This is a genomic window from Hyphomicrobium sp. NDB2Meth4, assembly GCF_900117445.1.
GTDB lineage: Bacteria > Pseudomonadota > Alphaproteobacteria > Rhizobiales > Hyphomicrobiaceae > Hyphomicrobium_A.
Map to the genome: position 1 here is coordinate 67,315 of NZ_FPEJ01000013.1, position 19,877 is coordinate 87,191.

Sequence of the window (19,877 nt, forward strand, 5' to 3'; positions counted from 1 at the left end):
TGTCTTTGGTCGGCCGAGTAATCGTGATCGGCGCATTTCGACGCGAATACGCGAGCGTCACGCAACAGCAACCCAACCACATATTAGCGGCAACGTTGAAGCGCGTCGCCACCCTCATACGCTGCATCCCTGACGCGCATGGAGGCGAAAATGATCCCGACCCAAGACACAACCGCAAAGCACACTTCAAGCAAACGTTCGGCCAAGCCCCGGCACAACCCGTCAAGTCCCGTGGTCGATTCAACCAGTCTCGACCGCATCCGCGTGACCAGCATCGACGATCCCGCCGTCGACTGGCACGCCTCGTTTGCCACCTGTGGCGGCAATCACTCAGAACAATCGTCCACCATCGTCTACGAGATCGCGCCCGGCGGCCATCTCGGCTGGCACACCGACGCCACCGAGGAGACGCAGTACATCATCGACGGCACCGGAGAACTGCAAATGGAGGACGGCAAGTACGCCGTCGGCCCGGGCAGCGTGTTCGTGTTGCCGACCAACGTGCGCCACGACCTCGTCAATACCGGTAAGGAGCCGCTGCGCGCGGTTGCGTTCTTTGCCGCCGCCATGTTCACGCAGGACTTCGACAACGTCATGCTACCGCCGAAGTCGCACATCCTCGGCACGCCCAACCGCGAAGGCTGACTTAGGCATCGAGTAGCAATTGAAGCTCGCGTGCGTTGGCGAGCGCGGCGCCGGCGGCCGTATTGTCGAAGATGCACCAGGCTTCAAAGCCGGTCGATGCCTCGCGGCGCATGCGGACGGCGAGCCTGTCTAAGGCCGCGCGGTCGTACGAGGAATAATAGACACGCGGCGAACCGTGCAGCCGGTAATAGCAAAGTCCGCCATACCCGGCGGGCTTTGCCCCCGCTGCGACCTTCGCTGGATCGGCGGCAACGCGCCCGATCGCGAATTTCTTGAGCATCGCCGTGGCTGATCGCTCGAACCATGTCGCGTGCCGTGCCTCACAGACGACAATGCCGGAAAACTGCTCTCTAAGGCCGCCGAAGAACGTACTGGCGGTATCCTTCTCAAAAGCAAGGCTGGGAGGAAGCTGCACCAGTACCGGACCGAGCCTGTCACCGAGCCCATACACCTCGTCCAGAAACGAGCCCAGGCGCGCGTCTGTGTCGACGAGCCCCGATTTGTGCGTGATGTCTCTCGGCACCTTCACCGAGAACTTGAAACCCTCAGGCACGCTTTCCGCCCAGCGTTCGTAGGTCGAGCGCCGGTGTGGCCGGTAGAACGAGGAGTTGATTTCGACGGCATTGAACGTGCGCGCGTAGCGTTCAAGGTGCGAACCGGGCGGCGGGCACTCATCTGCATCGTCTTTGCGAAGCGCCCAGCCCGCGCAGCCGATGCGAATAGGGTGCGCGGCCTTCCCCATCGCCTAGCCCGCACCTCCGACGCCGCGCCAGACGGTTCCGTCGATGGATTCAAGCAACAGCACGCGGGCGCTGCTTTCCGATGGCTTAAGAGCGGGCGGCGGCGGCAACGTGATCGTCGCCTTGGCGCCGGTCTGGCCGCTGAAGCCGATCAACTGCGTTTCGAAGTGCGACGCCCATTCATAGGGGTACGCGTTGCGGATCGCCGTCGCCGGCAGTTCGGCGAGCGTCTTGCCGTCCCAGCTGGCGAGAACATCGCCCGAACCATCGAGCAGCTTGGCCGAGACGATGTAAGCCGCCCCAGTATCCGGTCCCGCATTCACATAGGCATCGAAGATTGCGCTGCCGTCCGACGCCACCTTGAGCGCCGTCACCGCGATGTTGTGACGGTGAAAGTTCACGCGCGAATGCAGCGAGCTGACGACGGCGCCGAATAGGATCTGATAGGTAATGACCGTGAATGCGATGCAGGCAACTCCCAGCCAAACCGCGAGCTTCCGCACGGCGGCATCGGGCACCGGTCCGCTGAAGATCCACGTGGACCACGGCCGCTTGTGCGCAAAGCCAGAGCCGACGAACAGGCGATTGTCGAGCGAGTACGCGCCCGCCCCGGCGAGGAACAGGGCCGAGCTCATGGCAACGCCCGACACCGCCATGGTCCATTCATCAAGGCAGGTGGAGCCCATCCACCCGAAGATGAACATCAGTGCCACATTGAGCCATATCGAAACGAACGCGCTTGCCCGCGTGGCGATGCCAAACATCAGGCCAACGCCGACGGCAAGCTCGGCAAGCGTCCACAGCCACACCGACGCGACGATGAGATCGGGATGGCGCAGCGTCCATTCGATCGGCGCCTGCAACCACAAAGCCCCGGGAAGCGCATGCGTCAGCTTCGCAGCGACAAATCCTGGTGCCGAAAAGTCGAGCTTCACCGCCTGGTCGACACCCGCTGTCTCGTGGAAGTCGTAAAACAGCCGCCGGCTCGCCCCACCCCAGAAGATGAAGCCTTGCACGAACCGCGTACCCAGCAGAATGAGCGCCGCCAGCGATACGTTGGCCATCGACGGCCCGCCGCTGCGTTCGACTTGATCCACGTCCGCCATGCAACTGTTCCCCTGAATGCGATGCCGAAGCGCCGCGACATTGGCCGCTGGACATTAACGGACATCGGCTAAAACCTGTTTACGGCATTGCCGTTCCAGTTTGCCGCATGGAGCGAGGGTATGAACGACGACAAGGCTTCCGCCATGGGCCGCTTCGATATCGGCGCCATCGCCGCGTCGCTGCCGGCGTGTGCCGACACCATGCTCGTCGACCGATACCTGACAGATCGCCCGTCATCCAGCGCCCGGGTTTTTCGCGTCTACAGACCCACCCCGGCGCACTATCACGAACAATGCGATGAGTTCCTGTACGTGTTCTCCGGCCGCGGCACCTTCTGGATGGGCGATGCCTCCACCAAGGCCGAGTTCGGGCCCGGTGAGCTGCTGCACTTCCATCGCGGCGTCGTTCACGCGCTGCCCGATATCCTGGAAGAACCCCTCGTGTTCCTGTCCATCGATACGCCGCGCCGTGATCCGAAGGACGTGATCTTCGTCGACCCCGCCGATGGAACGCCAGAGAGCTTCATCCGCCAGAGCGGCTACTAGGGCAGGGGAGAATGACGAGATTCATCATCCGCATGCTGCAGCGCCTCGCCATCTTCGGCATCGGGGCCGTCAGCGTTTGGCTTATAGTCTTCGTCGTCTTTGATTTCGCCGACAAGCGCTTCCCTGCCGCGGTCGCCTTTGCGCTGACGTATGCGGTCGGAGCCTATCTCATCCTTCCCTACGCCGTGCGCATGGGACTGAAGATACTGCAGCGTCGCCGCGTACCGAGCTTCACGGTTTCCGCCGACGGACTTGCCGCCGATCCGGTGAACATTGCGCTCTACGGCACGCTCGACGAGTTGCGCGCAGCGTTCAAAGCCATCGGCTGGGTCGAGGCCGATAAGCTCACCCTCGCCAGTTCGTGGCGCATGGTGAAGGCGTTCGTCCTCAACAAACCTTATCCCGCAGCACCGTTCTCGACGCTATACCTGTTTGGGCGCCCGCAGGACATCGGCTTTCAGAAGCCCATCGGCGACAGCCCGCGCAAGCGCCACCACGTGCGCTTCTGGGGCCGGCGGCTGGAGAACGTTCAGGACATCGACACGGCGAGCTTCTGGCTCAACACCGACGCACCGCAGCCCGGTGCCCGCGTGCCGTGGGCAGGCGCGGGAACGCGCGACACCGGCTTCGGTCTCACAAAGATGACCTTCCAAATTACGCACGCGACCGACTCTGACACCAACGCAGAGCGCGATTTCATCATTGGCGAGCTGCAGGCCGCGGAAGCGATCGGCCCCGTTGTCTGGGAGCAGGCCGGTGCGCCCGTCGGCAAGCGTGTCAATCACTACATCACCGATGGCGACGTCGCCGCCGCCGCGCTCGGCAAAGGCGCCCAGCTGCCTACTATTGTCCCGCCAGAGCTGGGCTGAACAGCACCGCTACTGCGGCGACAGGCGATAGGAGGCGTGGCACGCGGTGCAGTTGGTGAGGATCTGCCCGAGGTCGCCGAGCAGCTTGCCCTTCGCAGCCCCCGCTTCCGCCGCTGCTGCGAGGTCATCGAATTTCTGATGTGTGTCGATGCTGACGGCAACGAACTCCGGCGGCAGCTTCAGCGCCATCGCGGTTGCCGCATCATCCATCATGGCCCAGCCGGATCTCCGCGCGCTTGCCGCAACGCGCTGCATGCTGCCTTCGGCGATGCCCTGCGTAATGCCTTCGACACTTTCGAGGAACGCGCGCATGCCGGCGCGCATGTGCGCCCGTTCGCCGGGAGACAGCGAAAGCGCTGTCCGGGCCGACGCGGTCTGCACGGGCGTTAGGTACGCTCCGCTGCACCCCGCGAGCAGCGCCAGAAGGGAAGAAGCGATTGCGACGCGGGCTGGCGACATCGGATATTCGCAGGCGGTTGCGGATGCCTCCAAGGCACCCGCAATAAATCCGCCAGATTCAGTCACATCGCCCCGTGATGCAGATCAAAACGGGCGCACATTCATCGCCCCCTGATGCCGGGAAGTCGCAAATGGCGCCGTCAGGTCCGCGGTTCTGCCGCGCCTCCGGCCGGCGCCTCGCTTTCCCGCGCGGGGCGTTGCTCTGCCAGTTCTTCGGCGGTCAGGCGCTTGCGCTGGAAGAAGCGCATCACGACGACGAAGAATACCGGCACGAAGAAGATCGCCAGCACTGTCGCCGCGATCATGCCGCCCATCACGCCGGTGCCGATCGCCTGCTGGCTCTGCGACGCCGCGCCCACCGCCACCGCCAGCGGAATGACACCGCAGATGAACGCCAGCGACGTCATCACGATCGGGCGGAAGCGCTGCTGCGCCGCCATCACCGTTGCGTCCTTAAGCGACGTGCCTGGCTTCCACAGCTCCTTGGCGAACTCGACGATCAGGATCGCGTTCTTCGCCGATAGACCGATGATGGTGATCAGCGCGATCTTGAAATACACATCGTTCGGCATGTCGCGCAGATGGACCGCGGCCAGCGCACCGACGACCCCGAGCGGGATCACCAACAGCACCGAGAACGGGATCGACCAGCTCTCGTAGAGCGCGGCGAGGCAAAGGAACACGATCAGGACGGAAAGCGCTAGAAGCAGGCTCGCCTGCGAACCGGCCGCCTTTTCCTGCTCCGACTGTCCCGTCCACGTGTACCCGAAGCCTTTGGGCAGCTGCTCCATCAGCCGTTCCATTTCGGCGATGGCCTGTCCTGATGTGTACCCCGGCGCGGGCTCGCCGGTGAACCGCACCGACTGATAGCCGTTGAAGCCGATGATCTGTGCCGGCCCGACGCTCCACTTCAACTCCGCGAATGACGACATCGGCACCATCGTGCCCTGCGCGTTCTTGATCGCGTAGTTGAGCAGGTCCGCCGCATTGAGGCGCTGCAAGTCGTCGGCCTGTACGATCACCCGCTGCATCTTTCCGCGGTTGGGAAAGTCGTTTGCGTAGACCGATCCGAGATTGACCTGGATCGTTTTGTTGATGTCCTCGAAGTCGACGCCGAGCGCCATCGCCTTCTCACGATCGATAACGAGTTCCGCCTGCGGCGCCGGCGGCAGACCTTCGACATAGACGTTCTGCAGCACGGGACTTTGCCGCGCTAGCTTCAGCAACTGCTCCTGCGCTGCCATCAGCGCCGAATAGCCCTTCTGTGCACGGTCCTGCAGCCTCAGGCTGAAGCCCGACGCATTACCCAAATTGTCGATCGGCGGCGGCTCCAGCGCCTGAATGATGGCGTCGCGGTAGTTCGCCATCGCTGCGTTGGTGCCGTTGACGAGATTGGAGACCGAGTTCGCTTCATCCCGCTCGCCCCAAGGTTTCAGGGTGACGAACGCCTGCGACGTCATCTGCCCCTGACCCGAGTACGAATAGCCGTTGATCATCGTAACAGTGTCGACGCCCGGCTGTGCCATCAGATGCTGCTCGACCTTTTTCACTGCCGCCAGCGTGCGGTTGAACGACGAACCCGGCGGCGTCTGGATATCGACAGTGAAGAAGCCCTGATCCTCCAGCGGGAGGAAGCCCTCGGGCAGTCGCACATATGCGTATCCGAGGCCGATGAGCAGCGCGATGTAGACCATCATCACCCGGCCCGAGCGCGCGATGAACGCGGATACCCCGCGCCCATATCGCGCCGTCTCGCGCGCAACGAAGCGGTTGAACATCCCGAACAAGCCGCCCTGCGCGTGCACGTGGCCCTTTTCCACGGGCTTCAGCAGCGTCGCGCACAGCGCCGGCGTCAGCGACAGCGCCAGGAAGGCGGAGAACGCGATCGACGCCACCATGGCGACTGAGAACTGCTGGTAAATGATGCCGACAGAACCAGGGAAGAACGCCATCGGGATGAATACGGCGACGAGCACCAGCGTGATACCGACGATGGCGCCGGTGATCTGTCCCATCGCCTTGCGGGTCGCCTCCTTCGGCGACAAGCCCTCGCGGCTCATGATGCGCTCGACGTTCTCGACAACAACGATGGCATCGTCGACCAGGATGCCGATCGCCAGCACCATGCCGAACATCGTCAGCACATTGATTGAGAAGCCGGCCAGCAGCATCACCATGCACGTGCCCAGCAGCGCGATCGGCACCACGATGGTGGGGATCAGCGTGTAACGGATGTTCTGCAGGAACAGGAACATCACGATGAACACCAGCACCACCGCTTCGATCAGCGTGTGCATCACCTTCTCGATCGATGCCTCGACCGCCGGCGTGATATCGTAGGGGATGTCCCACTTGAGATTGGCTGGGAAGAACTGCGAAAGCTCTTCCATCTTGGCGCGGATCGCCTTCGCCGTCTCAAGTGCGTTCCCGTCTGGCGCCAGCGTCACTGAAATGCCGGCCGCCTGCTCGCCGTTGAGGCGCGTCGAGAATTTATAGTCATCGCCGCCAAGCTCGATCCGGGCGACATCCCTGAGCCGCACCGTCGAGCCGTCCGGGTTGGCGCGCAGCAGGATCGAGCCGAACTCTTCCGGCGCCCGCATCTGTCCTTTGACGATGATCGGGAAGTTGACCGGATGCACGGACGGACTCGGCTGCGCACCGACCGCACCGGAGGCAATCTGCGCGTTCTGCTTCTGGATCGCTTCGGCTACATCCGAGGCATTGAGCGACAGGCCGCGCAGCTTGTCGGGGTCGATCCAGATGCGCAGCGCCCGCTCCGTGGAATAGAGCGTCGCGCGCCCGACGCCGGGAATGCGCCGGATCTCGTTGATGACATTGCGGATGAGAAAATCGCCCAGTCCCACCTCGTCCACCGATCCATCGGTCGAGACGAGAGTGATGATCTGCAGCGTTGCCGCCGACGCTTCTTCGACGAGAATGCCCTGCTGGCGCACCTCCGCCGGCAACCGAGCCTCGACGCGCTTCAGCCGGTTCTGCACCTCGACACCGGCGTATCCGGGGTCCGTGCCCGGCTGGAAGTTGGCGACGATCTCGATGACGCCAAACGAGTCGCTCGCCGATTCAAAGCTGAGGATGTTGGCCGCGCCATTGAGTTCGTCCTCGATCAGTCGCGTCGTGCCGGTGTAAAGATCCTCTACCGATGCACCCGGAAACTGCGTCGACAGCGCAATCGAAGGCGGCGCAATGATCGGGTACTGCGCAACCGGCAAGCTCGGGATGGCCAGAAGCCCTCCCAAGCAAATGAATAATGCGATGACCCACGCGAAGATGGGCCTGTCTATGAAAAAGCTAGCCATGTAGGAAGCGCGTCAGCCTCGACCCTGGGTCAGTGTACGCGTGCCTCCTTTATGACGGCCTGCGGCGCGCTCGGCATGGCCTGTGCTTGCTGCTCGGGGCCGAGCCGGTCGACCGGCTTGACGCGCATGCCAGCGGAAATCTTCTGGAAGCCTTCGACGACGACGCGCTCTCCGGCCTCGAGGCCTTCGCGGATCAGCCAGCTGGAATCGACCACCGGCCCCACCTCGACGGGCTGCAACGCGACTCTGTCATCCTCCTTGATGACCCACACCTCCGCCTTGCCGTCGTTGGTCCGCTGCACCGCCTGCTGCGGCAGCGCGATGGCGTCCGCGTCGACCGCCTGCGTGATACGCGCACGTACGTACATGCCGGGCAGGAGCTCATTCGTCGGATTGGGGATCTGCACGCGCAGCGTCACCTGGCCCGTGCTCGGGTCCGCCGAGACGTCCGAGAACAGCAATCGGCCGGCGTGCGCATAGGTGCTGCCATCCTCCATGATGAGCTGCACATTGGCTGCCTTGTCGTCGGTATGAGAAAGCTCGCCGCTGGCAAGATCGCGCCGCAGCTTGTTCAACTCACCCACCGATTGGGTGATGTCGACGTAGATGGGATCGAGCTGCTGGATGGTCGCCAGCACGCCACTGGTGTTGGAATCGAGCAGCGTGCCCTCGGTGAGCAGGGCACGGCCTATCCGGCCGCCGATCGGCGCACGCACGTTGGTATAGTCGAGGTTCAGCTGTGCGCGATCGCGCGCGGCCTTTGCCCCAGCGACCTCGGCAATTGCCTGCTGATGCGCGGCGACAGCGATGTCGTATTGCGCCTGACTGGCCGCCTGCTTCTTCAACAACGCACCGACACGCTCGGCCTGCTGCTGCGTCAGAACGAGGTTGGCCTCCGCACGCGCGAGCGTCGCTGCGGCCGTGGCGAGTTCAACTTCATAGAGAGCGGGGTCGATCTTGTAGAGGATGCTGCCCTCTTGGACTTTGCTGCCCTGCTGGAAAGTCCGCTCGGTCACGAGACCGCTCACGCGCGCCCTGACCTCGGCCATTCGCATCGGCGCAACGCGTCCCGGCAGATCGCGCGTGTATGGGATCGGCTGCGGCCGAACCGTCACGTAGGCGACCTCGGGCGGCGGCGTGTGCTGCTGCGCCTTCGCTGTTGGCTCATCGCAGCCGGTGAGGGCCATCGGCGACAGCCAAAACAGCGCCGACGCGCTGCGATTGAGAATAGAAGCTCGCGGGAATCCGGGAAGCATGGAAGCCTCGTGAATGCATGCAAATGCGTGGGGGCTGCGCCAGGACCCGTAGGTCAGCGACGATCAAGGCGCAGATGAAAAGCAGCTTTATCGGCCGCCCGATCTCAAGCGGCTGCGTTTATGGGTGGTCTGTGTCGCGGGGGCATATCGCGCGACGTCAGGCGCTCGGGCCCATGTCGCTCTACGACATATGCAAAGGGGACGCCCAGTTCCGCAGGGCCAATCGCCAGCGTGAAGTCCGAAAGGTCGGCGCTGGTGGCGTTGAAACGATATGACTGCTCGTCAGTGTCAGCTGCTGCCACCTCGTCATGATCAGCGGGCTCGCCTGCAAAAGCAGTGCTGATTAGCCCGCCCAGATCCGCGAGGTGAGAGGCTTGATACTCTGAGATGGGCAGGAAAGCTCCGATCCAGAGCAGGAGCATAAAGCCGAACGATTTGGTCGTGCTTCTACACATGCATCCGAAGCTAGGTTGCGTTGCGCTGCAGAGCAACATGACACGCGCCATACGCGTCACTCTGTCCCAACGCTATGTATTAAAAGCAAATTTGCCGTTCGAATTTGTGGCGATCTGATTAATGAATGATCGCGCTTTGCCAGCAAATACGGCGTCGTTAGACCAACCAGCACATGGCGCAAGACTTGATGAAGCTACTGAGCAAAGGTCTCCACAAGGCGGGGAATGTCTGTGCAGGTCTGACTCACGTCCCGCGGCTGCGTCCGCAGCATCGCCTCGATCTGCTCCAGAACGTGCGCTGGGGTGATGGCGGACATGCAGCCGACGCCAAATGGACAATCTCCGGGTTGCCGCAATCCGCACGGCGCGCACTTCGTCTGACCCGTTAGGGCAACAGCGCGTCGGCCCACCGGGCGCCAGATGTCGATCCGCGATACGCCTGAGAGGATCGCGACCGTCGGCACGCCGAGTGCAGCGGCCAGATGCGTGGTCCCTGAGCCGTGCCCGACGAAAACGGTACTCCTGGACACGATGTCTGGGAGCCGTTCCAGAGGCACGCCTATGGCCATGTGCGTAGTCGCTGCGGGGAGAAGTTGCGCAAGCTCGCGCGCAAGCGACTCTTCGGCCTGACCACCGAGAATTAGAATGTCGAGAGCGAGGGATTCTGCAATTCCCGAGGCAAGTTCGCGAAAATAATCGATGGGCCACTGCCGTATCGGATCACCAGCCCCGATGCTGAGCACAGCGTAGGGCGGGATGCTGCGAGAGGTGGAGGCATTCAGCAAACCCTGGATGGGGTGTTCGCCGCAAGAAGAAAACGCGGCAATGACTGCTTCGCTGAGCGCCATCAATCGCGCTTCGGCGTGTATGGATCTCCCATTGCCGTCGATGTTTTCAAATGACGGAAGCATCATATCCAGACCAGGCATGCCGGGTTCGGAGGGAGCATAGAATCCAGCCCGAAAATCCGCGTCGATTCGATAGAGCAGGGGCCGGGTGTCGACGTCATGTCGAAGGTCTACGGCAATGTCGTAGCTCTTCCCATGCATCAGTTGCGCGAAGCTTGAGAGGGCGTTGGACGCAGGACCGGTCCAGTTCCGGTTCAACTCGGTGAAGAAGTTGAAGGGTATCACTTCATCGAACCAGCCGAGCGTTCTCGCCCACCCTATGTTCCACGACCCGCAGACAAGGCTGAAGCTGGCATCCGGAAACGATGATCGCAGTGCGCTAATTGCGCGAAGCGTCAGGACGAAATCGCCTATGTGTGCCAGTGAAAGCAGAACAATCCGCCCGTCGCGACGAGGCAAAGCTGGATCGGTGACGAGCGCAGTGTCTACTGAAAATTCGCCGCTATCTAACACCCTGCTATCAAACGCCCTATGTCGCCTCCCGTTGCGCAGAGCCGGAAGGAGTTTGGATCGCAGCAGGTGCTCGCGCCATGAGCCTCTTGGGACGACTACGCGCACCATGCGCTTCAGCAGCCGGGCGATCCGGATGATATCTGGATCTTCCATGGACCTTTACGGATGAAACCAATTGAATATCTCTGGATGAATACAATCTAAGATTGATTAATGCAACCTGTAGATGTGATACGCGCAATCAAAGGGCGATTTCACGCGATCATGGCAGCTCCCCCATCGACGCGCCCCCCCGGACACACCAAGGCCGGCGCAGTTTCCCGCGCCGGCCCAGACTCCGCTGCGTTGATCGTTACTGACCCTTGAGCCGCTGCCTGACTTCCTGCTGGCTGGGGATGCGCCCATCATGCGTCAGCTGGTCGATGATGCCGGGCAGCGCTTTCGATAGCTGTGCCAACAGATCATTGACGTTGAAGCCGGCCTTGTCCGCCATCTGCTCAATGTTCTCTTTGCCGAGCGCCTTACCCAGAGCATCCGGCTGAACCGGCTTGTTCTCCCCACGCCCAATCCATGAGCGGACGGCATCGTCCAGGCCTGCCTGCTGCAGCTGAGCGAGGAGGCCGCCAAGTCCACCGAGTTCGCCCGCGCCAGCCCCGCCACCCTGTTGTGCGGCATTGGGCTTCGGCTGCACAGCTTCCGCCTGCTGTTGGCGCGGAGCGGCAGCCTGCTGGCCGTCCTGTTGCCCGCCCATGAGCAGTTCCTGGAACACCACGAGCAGCGGTTGCGAGACGTTGCCGCCCTGTGAGAGCTGTTTCAGAGTATCGTCAAGCAGTCCCATGATCGTCTCCTGTTGCCTCTTGATGTGAGCCGCGTCCTATTGCTGGCTCAGACGTTTGTTGCACTCGCTGTAGTAGCCGCCGCCTTCCTCCGTCCATTTCGGCTCTGTGATGCCCGCTGCTTTGTTTGCCTCGTATTGATCTCTGCAGGTCAGCAGACGTGCGCGCCCGGCACTTTCGCCCGAATACTTGCGCGACACCGTTGTCGGAAAGATCGAGCCCATCGTCGGACTCATGCTGCCGCTTCTCTTGGCGATCGTCGCAGGGCATCCGGCGGAACGAAATGCGTTCCACGTCATGTTCCCGAGCGTGCCGGCGGACTTGGCCGCCTGATAGCGCGCGCTGCACTCTTTCTCGCTCACCTTCGTCTGCTCGGTGGACTTCTTCTGCGCTGCCTTGGCAGGTGGTGTCTTTGGTGCTTCTGCAGTCTTTGCAACGCAGCCCGCGGAGCGGAATTCATTCCAGCTCATGCCGCCGAGCGTTCCGTCCTTCTTCGCGCTCTGATAGCGCGCGCTGCACTCTTCCATTGTCGTCGATGCTTTGGCCTGCTCCTTCTTCTCTGGAGCTTTGACCTTCTTCAAAGCCATTGTTGCGCCCGGTCCGCATTCTTCCTTGCGGAACTCGTTCCAGCTCAAATCGCTGGATTTGCCCTTGCTGGCCGCCTTGTATTTCTCGCTGCACTCCTGCATCGACAATGCACTCGCAGGGTCAGTGAAACACAGCACCGAAAGTGCGACCAAGCCAGCGATGGCTGCTGTTGAAAGTGCTGCTGATGAACTCGTCGACATTGCGTCCTCGTTGACTGTTCGCTCGCCCCACATTGTCCACTGATGACGAGGCAGCCGAGATAATCAACGGTCAGCAGTGGACAGACTTTATCATTGGCGAATGAAACTCAGACCTTTTAGCGATCAGTTTTGCCTAGCCGTTACGCGCAAGGTGTGCCGGCGCATTCCTCCGGCACCGCGCATTTTTCGGCGGGATTAATTCCCGAAGCTGCGCCGGAAAATATCGTTCGCTGACGAGCCGCTGCTGCTGACGCGAGTAGACCCGCCGCCGTAACCGCCACCACCGCCACCGCCGCGGCTACGCGTGACGACGCGGTTGCCACCGCCTCCCGACCGCCGCGCAGTCTTACGCGGCTTTGTCTCGTCGGATTGGTCGAGGCGCTTGGACAGTTCGACCTGGGCGAGATGGTCATCACCCTTGTCTATCGATTGCCATTTGCCCTCGAGAGCCTGCGTGATGCGCTTCTCGTGCCCGTAGATGTCCTTTTGCGTGGTCACATCGCCGTTCTCGTCCACCTGTGCCGTGAAGTACGTGAGGTGCACGGGAATGTGCTCGTTGAGATCGACAGCCGTTTCCTCCGGCTCGCCCTTCACCTTGATCAGCTTGGCAACATCGGACGACGTCCAGCCTTTATCGAGTTCAAGCAGCACCTCTGCGAGTCGCTGCGGATTGCGCACACGCACGCACCCGTGGCTGAACGCACGTTCGCTCGAAGAAAAGAGGCCCTTGTTCGGCGTGTCGTGCAGATAGACGGCGTGCTTGTTGGGGAACGTGAATTTGACGACGCCCAAGGCATTGCCCGGTCCCGATGGCTGGTAGACATCGTAGTTTCTAATGTCCGCCTTGTACCAGTTGACGCTGCCTGGCTTGATGCGCTTGCCATTGCGCATCACCACCATGTCTCTGCGCCGTCCGCGCGCGAGCGCGGGGCCGATCTCGTTGACCTTGATGCTATCGGGAACGTTCCAGCGGGGATTGAAGTAGATGGTCTTCAGGTCTTCCGAGAAGATCGGAGTCTGTTTATCCGTCTCACCGGTGATGACGCGTTCGGTGTGGATGACCTTCCCATCCTTGATCACACGCACCTTGAACTCGGGAATATTGACCCAGACGTATGTCTCCCCAAGATTGTCGGGCATCCATCGCCACTCTTCCATGTTTGCGAGCAGCGTCTTGACGTCAACCTTCTGGTTCTCGTTCATCGCGCGGCGGGTCTTCGAGTTAATCGTTCCATTGGCTGGCTCGATGCCCCGCTTCTCCTGGAATGCTTTCACGGCATCTACGAGCGCATCATCGTAGACGGCATCTTCCACACCGTTCGCGGGTACGTGGAGGCGTTCACGGATAAGCGCGATGTCGTCGTGTTTGGCGCCCGGTCGCAGCTTGGGCCCCGAAGGGATTTCGACCGGCTCGGCAGTGGCTCCATCACGCTGGGCGAGATAAACCTCGCGTAGCCGCGCGAACTGTTCGTTCTGCGGCTGCAGTTTGCGAAGCACGGCATCAGGCGCGTCGGAAGCAGCCATTTCTGCGATCACGAGGAAGGGCGGTCGCACCTGAGGCTTGCGATCGAGATAGGAGCTCAGCTGTGTGGCAGGATCTTCAATGCGCCCGCCACGCGCTTCGCGCGCGTACTTTAATACCGCGCGCGACAAACTCGCTTCCGCTGCCGCGAGCTGATCCGGCGTTAGCGCCTGCCCATAGGCGGGACTGGGCAACTCGGGTATCTCGAAATCGTCCGCATTGAGACCCCAATCCCCGGCGCGCGTGATCTCGTCGATTGTCGCCTGGGCCTTGGAGTTCCATCCCGCTTTGGATACCCAGACCGGCTCGTTGCGCGAAGCGTAGAACATCCACAGGGCATCGCGGTCGTCCTGATGCGTTCCCGCGGGCTGCGGTTTGAGCAACTTGTTGCGCACGTCGAGCACGATCTGCACGCCCGTCCCTATGAAACGCGGCGCGTCGGCCGCGGCAGCTTGCTCGTCTCTCGACTGTAGCGATGCTTCATCCGGTAGTGCTTCAGGCTGCACATCGGGCGGCAACGACTGCAGCTGAGCTTCCGGGGGTGATGATTGCACTAGAGGAGGCGCACCCGCGGGCTCAACCGGAGCCGCCGTCGTGGCGCCCGTGAAGAGGTTCATTCCGAGAGTAAGGCCTGCGATATAGGATGCGATCTTCATGGAGGACGGCTTGGGCATGGGAGCTGGAGGCATCGTCGGGCTCTCTGGAGTGAGGGGTTGAAGTTTGGCCAGCTCGGCTTCACGTTCGGTGATGACGCCTGCCGCCGCGACGGTATCGAGTACGAAGTTGCGCGCGCGCCGTGCCGCGTTAGCGTGGCGATCGAGACGGCGTGCTTCTGGAGCCTGCGGCAGAGCAACCAGCAATGCTGCCTCGGCGATCGACAGATGTTGGGGCTCTTTGCCGAAATACTTCAATGAGGCTGCGCGGACGCCTTTTGTGCGCCCGCCGAACGGCGCCAGCGCGAGATAGATGCTGAGAATTTCGTTCTTCGAGAACTGACGCTCGAGCTGGATCGCACGCACGATCTGCCGCAACTTCACCGCAGGCGTGCGCCGATACTGATTGTCGAGAAGGCGCGCCACTTGCATCGTCAGGGTAGAGCCGCCGGTGACGATGCGTTGATTGCTGGCGATATCGCGGACGGCGCGAATGACGCCGACCGGGTCGATCCCAAAATGCGAATAGAAGCGGCGATCCTCGAATGTGAAGAGCATTTGCAGGTACCGCGGATCGACGCTTTGCGGATCGGCGGGCAGCTTGGTGGCAACGATGTCAGGCGGTGTCGGTTCGGCAGACGCAGGCAGTAACGCTCCGATCGTCTTGGTCGGAAGTGGGCCAAGCCGCTGCATGGCGATTTGCAGAGCGCAGTAGGCGGTAACTGTGACGGCAAGCGCACCAATACCTGCAGCAGCGGCGTAGCGGCCGGCGCGACGAGCGCTGATCGTTGCTCGCATCGGTCGTCTGATCATCGGCTTGATCTGAGTACCCCCAATTCCCGCCGCGATGCTGGAGATGGCGCGCGAGCAGCCAACCCGCCTTCAGGACTAGACATCGCGTCCTCGTCGTGGACTTCGATCGTGAGGCGAAAGTGCCCCGTCGGATGCCCGCAAAATAATGCAGGCCCGACGCATAGATCGTCAGGCTCCGAGCGATCTCAAGCAAAAGAGGTGAAGCGCGTTTATGGTGTCCGAACGCGGTAATCGCGATTTGATACTTCGCGAATTCAGAGTGTTTTGCGCATAATTACGCGCAGTTGTCCGTGGTAAATGGGTGTGTGCAATTGGGGCGCGGTGTCGTGCAGAGGAATAACGTTTGCTTTGCGGCTTTTGAATTTCACGATCCGCGTTCTGTATTCTCGCCGCTATCATCGAGCGAAGGTGAGCGCATCTTGGCCAGATGATCGAGTGCAGCACGCAGTCGTCCGTCCACGCGATCGAGCACCGCCTCGGCTTCGGTTAGATCGTAGCCCTGCAGCAGCAGAACCGCGAGCTTCACGCTCCCGCGCGCCAGATCGAGAGCCTCGCGCACGGGCGCGCCGCTCTGTCCCGTGAGATGCGCCACCATACGCTCGCGCCGTTTCGCCAATTTGGCATTGCACGCCTGCACTTCAACCATCATGCCGCGATAGATCCGCCCGAGCCGGATCATGATGAGCGTTGACAGCAGATTGAGCGTGATCCGCTGCGCCGTGCCAGCATTCATGCGCGTAGAGCCGGCAATTGGCTCAGGGCCGGTTGCGAGGAAAATCGGATACTCGGCATCCGTCAGCAATGGTGCGCCAGGGTTGTTGGCTATGCCGACGGTAAGCGCACCGCGGCGCTTGGCCTCTCGCAGGCACGTGAGGGTGAACGGGGTCGATCCACTCGCTGCCACGCCAATGAGCACGTCGTCCGGACCGATGTTGTGCTCGGCGATGGTTGCAGCCGCGCGCTCGGTGTCGTCCTCGGCACCTTCGATCGCTTGCGTCATGGCAGCTTCACCACCCGCCAGCAGCAGCAACAGGCGTTCTTGAGGCCAGCTGAATGTCGGCATCAGCTCCGCGCCGTCTTGAACCGCAAGCCGGCCGGACGTACCTGCACCTGCATAGACAAGACGCCCCTGTTTGCGCAGGCGACCTTCTATGGCGAGCGCTGCGTGCTCGATTTGCGCACGCGCCGCACGCACGGCTGCGACCGAGGCCAGCTGGCCTTCGATCATCGCATCAAGGATATCGGCCGGTTGCCACAGGTCGATATCGGCGTAGCGAGGACTTAACTCTTCCGTATTCATGCGGACAGCGTGAACCCCGGGTATCATGCGCCACGCTTATAGTGGCGCCACTCTCATAACGTAGATGTTGGGGCGCGTGCATCCAATGGCCGGAACGGCGTTACTTCTTGGTGTCGATGGCGGCGGAACCAGCTGTCGCGCACGGCTGACCGACGTCAACGGTAATGTGCTCGGAGAGGGTACTGCAGGCCCTGCGAACATCCGTTTCGGCATCAAGGAAAGCTTCGCTGCGGTGCTCCAGGCAACAGATGAATGTCTGGAGCAGGCGGGCCTTTCGTTGGAGGAAGCCCACATCGTCGCCTGCTTGGCGCTGGCGGGCGCGAGCGAGCCGACCCATCTTGCGGCGGCGCGCACATACAACCTCCCATTCTTGCACACCCACCTGACCACCGATGCGCATGCCGCGTGCATCGGCGCCCACGGTGGCAAAAGCGGCGGCATCATCGTCGTCGGCACCGGCAGTGTGGGATGGGGCATCGTTTCCGGACGCGACTATCGCGTCGGCGGCTGGGGCTTCCCGGTATCCGACGAGGGCAGCGGCGCCTGGCTCGGCTGCGAGGCTGTCCGCCGCGTGCTGTGGGCTTATGACGGCCGCGCGCAGTGGACTGACCTCACGAAAAAGATACTGGAGCGCTTCGAGGGCGACCCGCACGCCATCGTGCGTTGGATGGGGCAGGCACGCCCGCGCGACTTCGCTGTTCTGGCACCGCTCATCATCGAGTATGCTGCGCGCCAGGATAGCGTCGCCGCCGAACTGATGCGTGGCGCGGCCCATCATGTCGATGTCATCGCCGATCGACTCGCGGCCCTTGGCGTCCCGCAGCTTTCCCTCGCCGGCGGTCTTGCGCCGCATGTCGAGCCGTGGTTGGCACAGAAGACACAAGCATTGCTCGTCGCCCCGCAGGGTGATGCGCTGAGCGGCGCACTTTGGCTGGCGCGAACCGAGGCGGAGGCGTTCGCAAGATCTCAACAAGTGGCCGGACACAGGTGACAGTGCTCGAATTTTCCAACGCGAAGTCGAAGATGGCCGAGGAGTTGCGCGAGGCGCCGTCCGCCGTGCGGCGTCAAACCGATGCGCTCGCTCGCCCGCTTGCCGAACTGTCCGAACGCCTGAAACGCCGCCCGCCGTACGTCGTCGTCACTTGCGCGCGCGGCAGCTCTGCCCACGCGGGCGCGTTCGGCAAGCATCTGATCGAGCGCTATATCGGCCTGCCCGTGGCACCTGCTGCCCCCAGCATCGCCAGTATCTATGCCTCGGACCTTCACCTGAAAGACCAGCTATTCCTTGCCATCTCGCAATCGGGCCGCAGCGAGGATCTGCTGGCGATGACGCACAGCGCGCGCAGATCGGGCGCGCTCACCGTTGCGGTCACCAACGCAGAAGCTTCGCCGCTTGCCGACATGTGCGACATCGTCCTGCCGATCTGTGCTGGCCCCGAGCTCAGCGTCGCCGCCACCAAGACATTCATTGCCACCGCCACGGCGCTGGCGCGCATGACTGCCGTTTGGTCGGGCAATGACTATATGGCGCGGGCCATCGATCGCCTGCCAGATCGGCTAGCTGAAGCGGCAACACTCGATTGGAGTGCCGTCGTACCCGCTCTCGCCGAGGCGCCCAGCCTCGTCATCATCGGCCGCGGCTCTACACTCGCCATCGCGCGTGAAGCCGCCCTGAAGTTGAAAGAGACCTGCCACCGCCACGCCGAAGCCTTCAGCGGCGCTGAGTTCATGCACGGGCCCGTCTCGCTCGTCTCCGGTCGCTACCCGATCCTGATGCTGACGCCGACAGACGCCGCTGCCCCCGGCATGCGTCAGCTCGCCGGTGAGCTTCGTGCGCTCGGCTCCAATCTCTTCTTCACCGAGCAGGGCGCGCCAACGGGTAAAAAACTGCAGGCGCTGACGCCCGATCAGCCGGAAGCCGACGCCATCTGCCTGATACAGAGTTTCTACGCCATGGCGGTCGAGCTCGCGCACACGCTCAAAGTCGATGTCGATCGCCCCCGCCATCTCAGCAAGGTCACCAACACGCTATGAGCGCTAGAGCCATACACGCCGTAGCCGCCAGCCACGTCTTTGATGGCGTCGCCGTCCTCAACGACAGCGCCGTGATCATCGAAGGCGCACACATAGCCGAGGTCTGCCCGGTTGCTGACCTTCCGGCGTCGATACCGGTAGTGCATCTGCCCGGCAATGCGTGGCTGGCGCCTGGCTTCATCGATGTTCAGGTGAATGGCGGCGGCGATATTCTGTTCAATGACACGCCGACCGCAGCCGGTATTCACACGATTGCTGCCGCACATCGCCGGTTCGGAACGACAGCTCTGCTGCCGACTCTGATCAGCGACACGCCCGAGAAGATGGCCGCAGCGCTAATCGCCGCGCGCGAAGCAGCAGCGACGAACCCCGCCGTACTCGGTATTCATTTCGAGGGCCCGTTCCTGTCGCCGGAGAAGCCGGGCGTACACGACAAGGCGATGTTTCGTGCGCCGGACGCCGACGACCTCAAGCTTCTGACATCGTGGAGCGAAGGCGCCGTGCTGGTAACGCTGGCTCCCGAACGCGTGCCAGCCGAGTTCATCAAGGCGCTCGCCGAAGCAGGCGTGCGCGTGTCGCTCGGTCACTCCACGGCGACTTATGAGCAGACACGATCTGCGCTCGACAATGGTCTCACCGGCTTCACGCATCTCTTCAACGCCATGCCGCAGCTATCGAGCCGCGCACCCGGACCGATCGCCGCCGCGCTCGAAAGCCCCGCCACTTGGTTCGGCATGATCGTCGACGGCGAGCACGTGGCTCCCACCATGCTGCGGCTCGCCGTCCGCGGTCAGTCGCGCCCGATGCTGGTCACCGACGCAATGCCGCCCGTGGGTGGCAAGCGGCAAACGTTCCAGCTATACGGCCAGGACATCACCACGCACGATGGCCGCTGCACGCGCGCCGACGGAACGCTGGCTGGCGCTGCGATCGATATGGCGAGCTGCGTGCGCAACACGGTGCAGAAGCTTGGCGTTCCGCTGCCTGTGGCGCTGCAATACGCTTCGACCGAGCCGGCGGAGTTCTTAGGGTTGGGCACTATCCTCGGCCGCTTGGCCCCGGCCTTCCGCGCGGATCTCGTGGCGTTCGAACCCGAAAGCGTCAACGTGCTCGAAACTTGGGTTGCGGGCGAGGCAGCGGACGCTAAGCCCCGCTATTGATACGGCCAGCTAGAAGC

General features: G+C 62.4%; 16 protein-coding genes. 6 read left to right on the forward strand and 10 right to left on the reverse strand.

Features of this window, described 5'->3' with window-relative positions:
* Window positions 1-150: 150 nt before the first annotated feature.
* Window positions 151-645 carry a cupin domain-containing protein gene (locus NDB2M4_RS15275; protein ID WP_083556627.1) on the forward strand — a complete coding sequence of 165 codons (495 nt, stop codon included), beginning with the start codon at window positions 151-153 and terminating at the stop codon, window positions 643-645.
* 1 nt (window position 646) lies between these two features.
* Here the strand turns inward: NDB2M4_RS15275 and NDB2M4_RS15280 are convergent, their stop codons facing one another.
* Window positions 647-1,387, reverse strand: a complete 741-nt coding sequence (locus tag NDB2M4_RS15280; RefSeq protein ID WP_072376628.1) for a DUF72 domain-containing protein — start codon at window positions 1,385-1,387, stop codon at window positions 647-649.
* 3 nt (window positions 1,388-1,390) lie between these two features.
* Window positions 1,391-2,491, reverse strand: coding sequence for a TQO small subunit DoxD (locus tag NDB2M4_RS15285; RefSeq protein ID WP_072376636.1), 1,101 nt, complete (start codon window positions 2,489-2,491; stop codon window positions 1,391-1,393).
* A gap of 120 nt (window positions 2,492-2,611) precedes the next feature.
* Here NDB2M4_RS15285 and NDB2M4_RS15290 point away from each other — a divergent pair, with 120 nt between their 5' ends.
* Both NDB2M4_RS15290 and NDB2M4_RS15295 read left to right on the forward strand, forming a co-directional pair.
* Complete coding sequence (locus tag NDB2M4_RS15290) at window positions 2,612-3,037, forward strand: cupin domain-containing protein (RefSeq protein WP_072376638.1); 426 nt, start codon at window positions 2,612-2,614, stop codon at window positions 3,035-3,037.
* Between the two features lie 11 nt (window positions 3,038-3,048).
* The gene (locus NDB2M4_RS15295; RefSeq protein ID WP_072376640.1) at window positions 3,049-3,906 is read left to right on the forward strand and encodes an LssY C-terminal domain-containing protein; all 858 of its coding nucleotides are present in this window, start codon (window positions 3,049-3,051) and stop codon (window positions 3,904-3,906) included.
* Between the two features lie 9 nt (window positions 3,907-3,915).
* Here the strand turns inward: NDB2M4_RS15295 and NDB2M4_RS15300 are convergent, their stop codons facing one another.
* The 8 genes from NDB2M4_RS15300 to NDB2M4_RS15340 form a co-directional block, all read right to left on the reverse strand.
* Window positions 3,916-4,365: a hypothetical protein gene (locus NDB2M4_RS15300; protein ID WP_072378148.1), complete on the reverse strand. Its 450-nt coding sequence runs from the start codon at window positions 4,363-4,365 to the stop codon at window positions 3,916-3,918.
* A gap of 140 nt (window positions 4,366-4,505) precedes the next feature.
* On the reverse strand, window positions 4,506-7,682 hold the full coding sequence (locus tag NDB2M4_RS15305; RefSeq protein ID WP_072376642.1) for a multidrug efflux RND transporter permease subunit: 3,177 nt from the start codon (window positions 7,680-7,682) through the stop codon (window positions 4,506-4,508).
* A gap of 29 nt (window positions 7,683-7,711) precedes the next feature.
* The gene (locus NDB2M4_RS15310) at window positions 7,712-8,869 is read right to left on the reverse strand and encodes an efflux RND transporter periplasmic adaptor subunit (protein WP_072378150.1); all 1,158 of its coding nucleotides are present in this window, start codon (window positions 8,867-8,869) and stop codon (window positions 7,712-7,714) included.
* 718 nt (window positions 8,870-9,587) lie between these two features.
* Complete coding sequence (locus tag NDB2M4_RS15320) at window positions 9,588-10,907, reverse strand: glycosyltransferase family 9 protein (protein WP_072376647.1); 1,320 nt, start codon at window positions 10,905-10,907, stop codon at window positions 9,588-9,590.
* A gap of 199 nt (window positions 10,908-11,106) precedes the next feature.
* Window positions 11,107-11,592 (reverse strand): YidB family protein, encoded by a 486-nt coding sequence (locus NDB2M4_RS15325; protein ID WP_072376649.1) that lies wholly within the window; start codon window positions 11,590-11,592, stop codon window positions 11,107-11,109.
* Window positions 11,593-11,628: 36 nt separating this feature from the next.
* Complete coding sequence (locus NDB2M4_RS15330; protein WP_072378152.1) at window positions 11,629-12,378, reverse strand: hypothetical protein; 750 nt, start codon at window positions 12,376-12,378, stop codon at window positions 11,629-11,631.
* Window positions 12,379-12,573: 195 nt separating this feature from the next.
* On the reverse strand, window positions 12,574-15,366 hold the full coding sequence (locus NDB2M4_RS15335) for a transglycosylase domain-containing protein (RefSeq protein ID WP_083556437.1): 2,793 nt from the start codon (window positions 15,364-15,366) through the stop codon (window positions 12,574-12,576).
* A gap of 364 nt (window positions 15,367-15,730) precedes the next feature.
* Window positions 15,731-16,666, reverse strand: coding sequence for an N-acetylmuramic acid 6-phosphate etherase (locus NDB2M4_RS15340; RefSeq protein WP_083556439.1), 936 nt, complete (start codon window positions 16,664-16,666; stop codon window positions 15,731-15,733).
* An 85-nt stretch (window positions 16,667-16,751) separates the two neighbouring features.
* On the opposite strand from NDB2M4_RS15340, the gene NDB2M4_RS15345 reads away from it, so the two are divergent.
* The 3 genes from NDB2M4_RS15345 to nagA are packed head-to-tail and all read left to right on the forward strand — an operon-like array spanning window position 16,752 to window position 19,860.
* Window positions 16,752-17,657, forward strand: a complete 906-nt coding sequence (locus NDB2M4_RS15345) for a glucosamine kinase nucleotide-binding domain-containing protein (protein WP_072378154.1) — start codon at window positions 16,752-16,754, stop codon at window positions 17,655-17,657.
* Window positions 17,654-18,700 (forward strand): SIS domain-containing protein, encoded by a 1,047-nt coding sequence (locus NDB2M4_RS15350; RefSeq protein ID WP_072376655.1) that lies wholly within the window; start codon window positions 17,654-17,656, stop codon window positions 18,698-18,700. The genes NDB2M4_RS15345 and NDB2M4_RS15350 overlap by 4 nt, the downstream gene beginning before the upstream one ends.
* Window positions 18,697-19,860, forward strand: coding sequence for an N-acetylglucosamine-6-phosphate deacetylase (nagA, locus tag NDB2M4_RS15355; protein ID WP_083556443.1), 1,164 nt, complete (start codon window positions 18,697-18,699; stop codon window positions 19,858-19,860). Before NDB2M4_RS15350 ends, nagA begins: the two co-directional genes overlap by 4 nt.
* The last annotated feature ends 17 nt before the right edge of the window (window positions 19,861-19,877 follow it).

Excerpts from the sequence above, each read along its gene's own strand:
- NDB2M4_RS15275 (WP_083556627.1), top strand. The coding sequence starts at position 151 with ATGATCCCGACCCAAGACACAACCGCAAAGCACACTTCAAGCAAACGT.
- NDB2M4_RS15280 (WP_072376628.1), bottom strand. The coding sequence starts at position 1,387 with ATGGGGAAGGCCGCGCACCCTATTCGCATCGGCTGCGCGGGCTGGGCG.
- NDB2M4_RS15285 (WP_072376636.1), bottom strand. The coding sequence starts at position 2,491 with ATGGCGGACGTGGATCAAGTCGAACGCAGCGGCGGGCCGTCGATGGCC.
- NDB2M4_RS15290 (WP_072376638.1), top strand. The coding sequence starts at position 2,612 with ATGAACGACGACAAGGCTTCCGCCATGGGCCGCTTCGATATCGGCGCC.
- NDB2M4_RS15295 (WP_072376640.1), top strand. The coding sequence starts at position 3,049 with ATGACGAGATTCATCATCCGCATGCTGCAGCGCCTCGCCATCTTCGGC.
- NDB2M4_RS15300 (WP_072378148.1), bottom strand. The coding sequence starts at position 4,365 with ATGTCGCCAGCCCGCGTCGCAATCGCTTCTTCCCTTCTGGCGCTGCTC.
- NDB2M4_RS15305 (WP_072376642.1), bottom strand. The coding sequence starts at position 7,682 with ATGGCTAGCTTTTTCATAGACAGGCCCATCTTCGCGTGGGTCATCGCA.
- NDB2M4_RS15310 (WP_072378150.1), bottom strand. The coding sequence starts at position 8,869 with ATGGCCCTCACCGGCTGCGATGAGCCAACAGCGAAGGCGCAGCAGCAC.
- NDB2M4_RS15320 (WP_072376647.1), bottom strand. The coding sequence starts at position 10,907 with ATGGAAGATCCAGATATCATCCGGATCGCCCGGCTGCTGAAGCGCATG.
- NDB2M4_RS15325 (WP_072376649.1), bottom strand. The coding sequence starts at position 11,592 with ATGGGACTGCTTGACGATACTCTGAAACAGCTCTCACAGGGCGGCAAC.
- NDB2M4_RS15330 (WP_072378152.1), bottom strand. The coding sequence starts at position 12,378 with ATGTCGACGAGTTCATCAGCAGCACTTTCAACAGCAGCCATCGCTGGC.
- NDB2M4_RS15335 (WP_083556437.1), bottom strand. The coding sequence starts at position 15,366 with ATGATCAGACGACCGATGCGAGCAACGATCAGCGCTCGTCGCGCCGGC.
- NDB2M4_RS15340 (WP_083556439.1), bottom strand. The coding sequence starts at position 16,666 with ATGAATACGGAAGAGTTAAGTCCTCGCTACGCCGATATCGACCTGTGG.
- NDB2M4_RS15345 (WP_072378154.1), top strand. The coding sequence starts at position 16,752 with ATGGCCGGAACGGCGTTACTTCTTGGTGTCGATGGCGGCGGAACCAGC.
- nagA (WP_083556443.1), top strand. The coding sequence starts at position 18,697 with ATGAGCGCTAGAGCCATACACGCCGTAGCCGCCAGCCACGTCTTTGAT.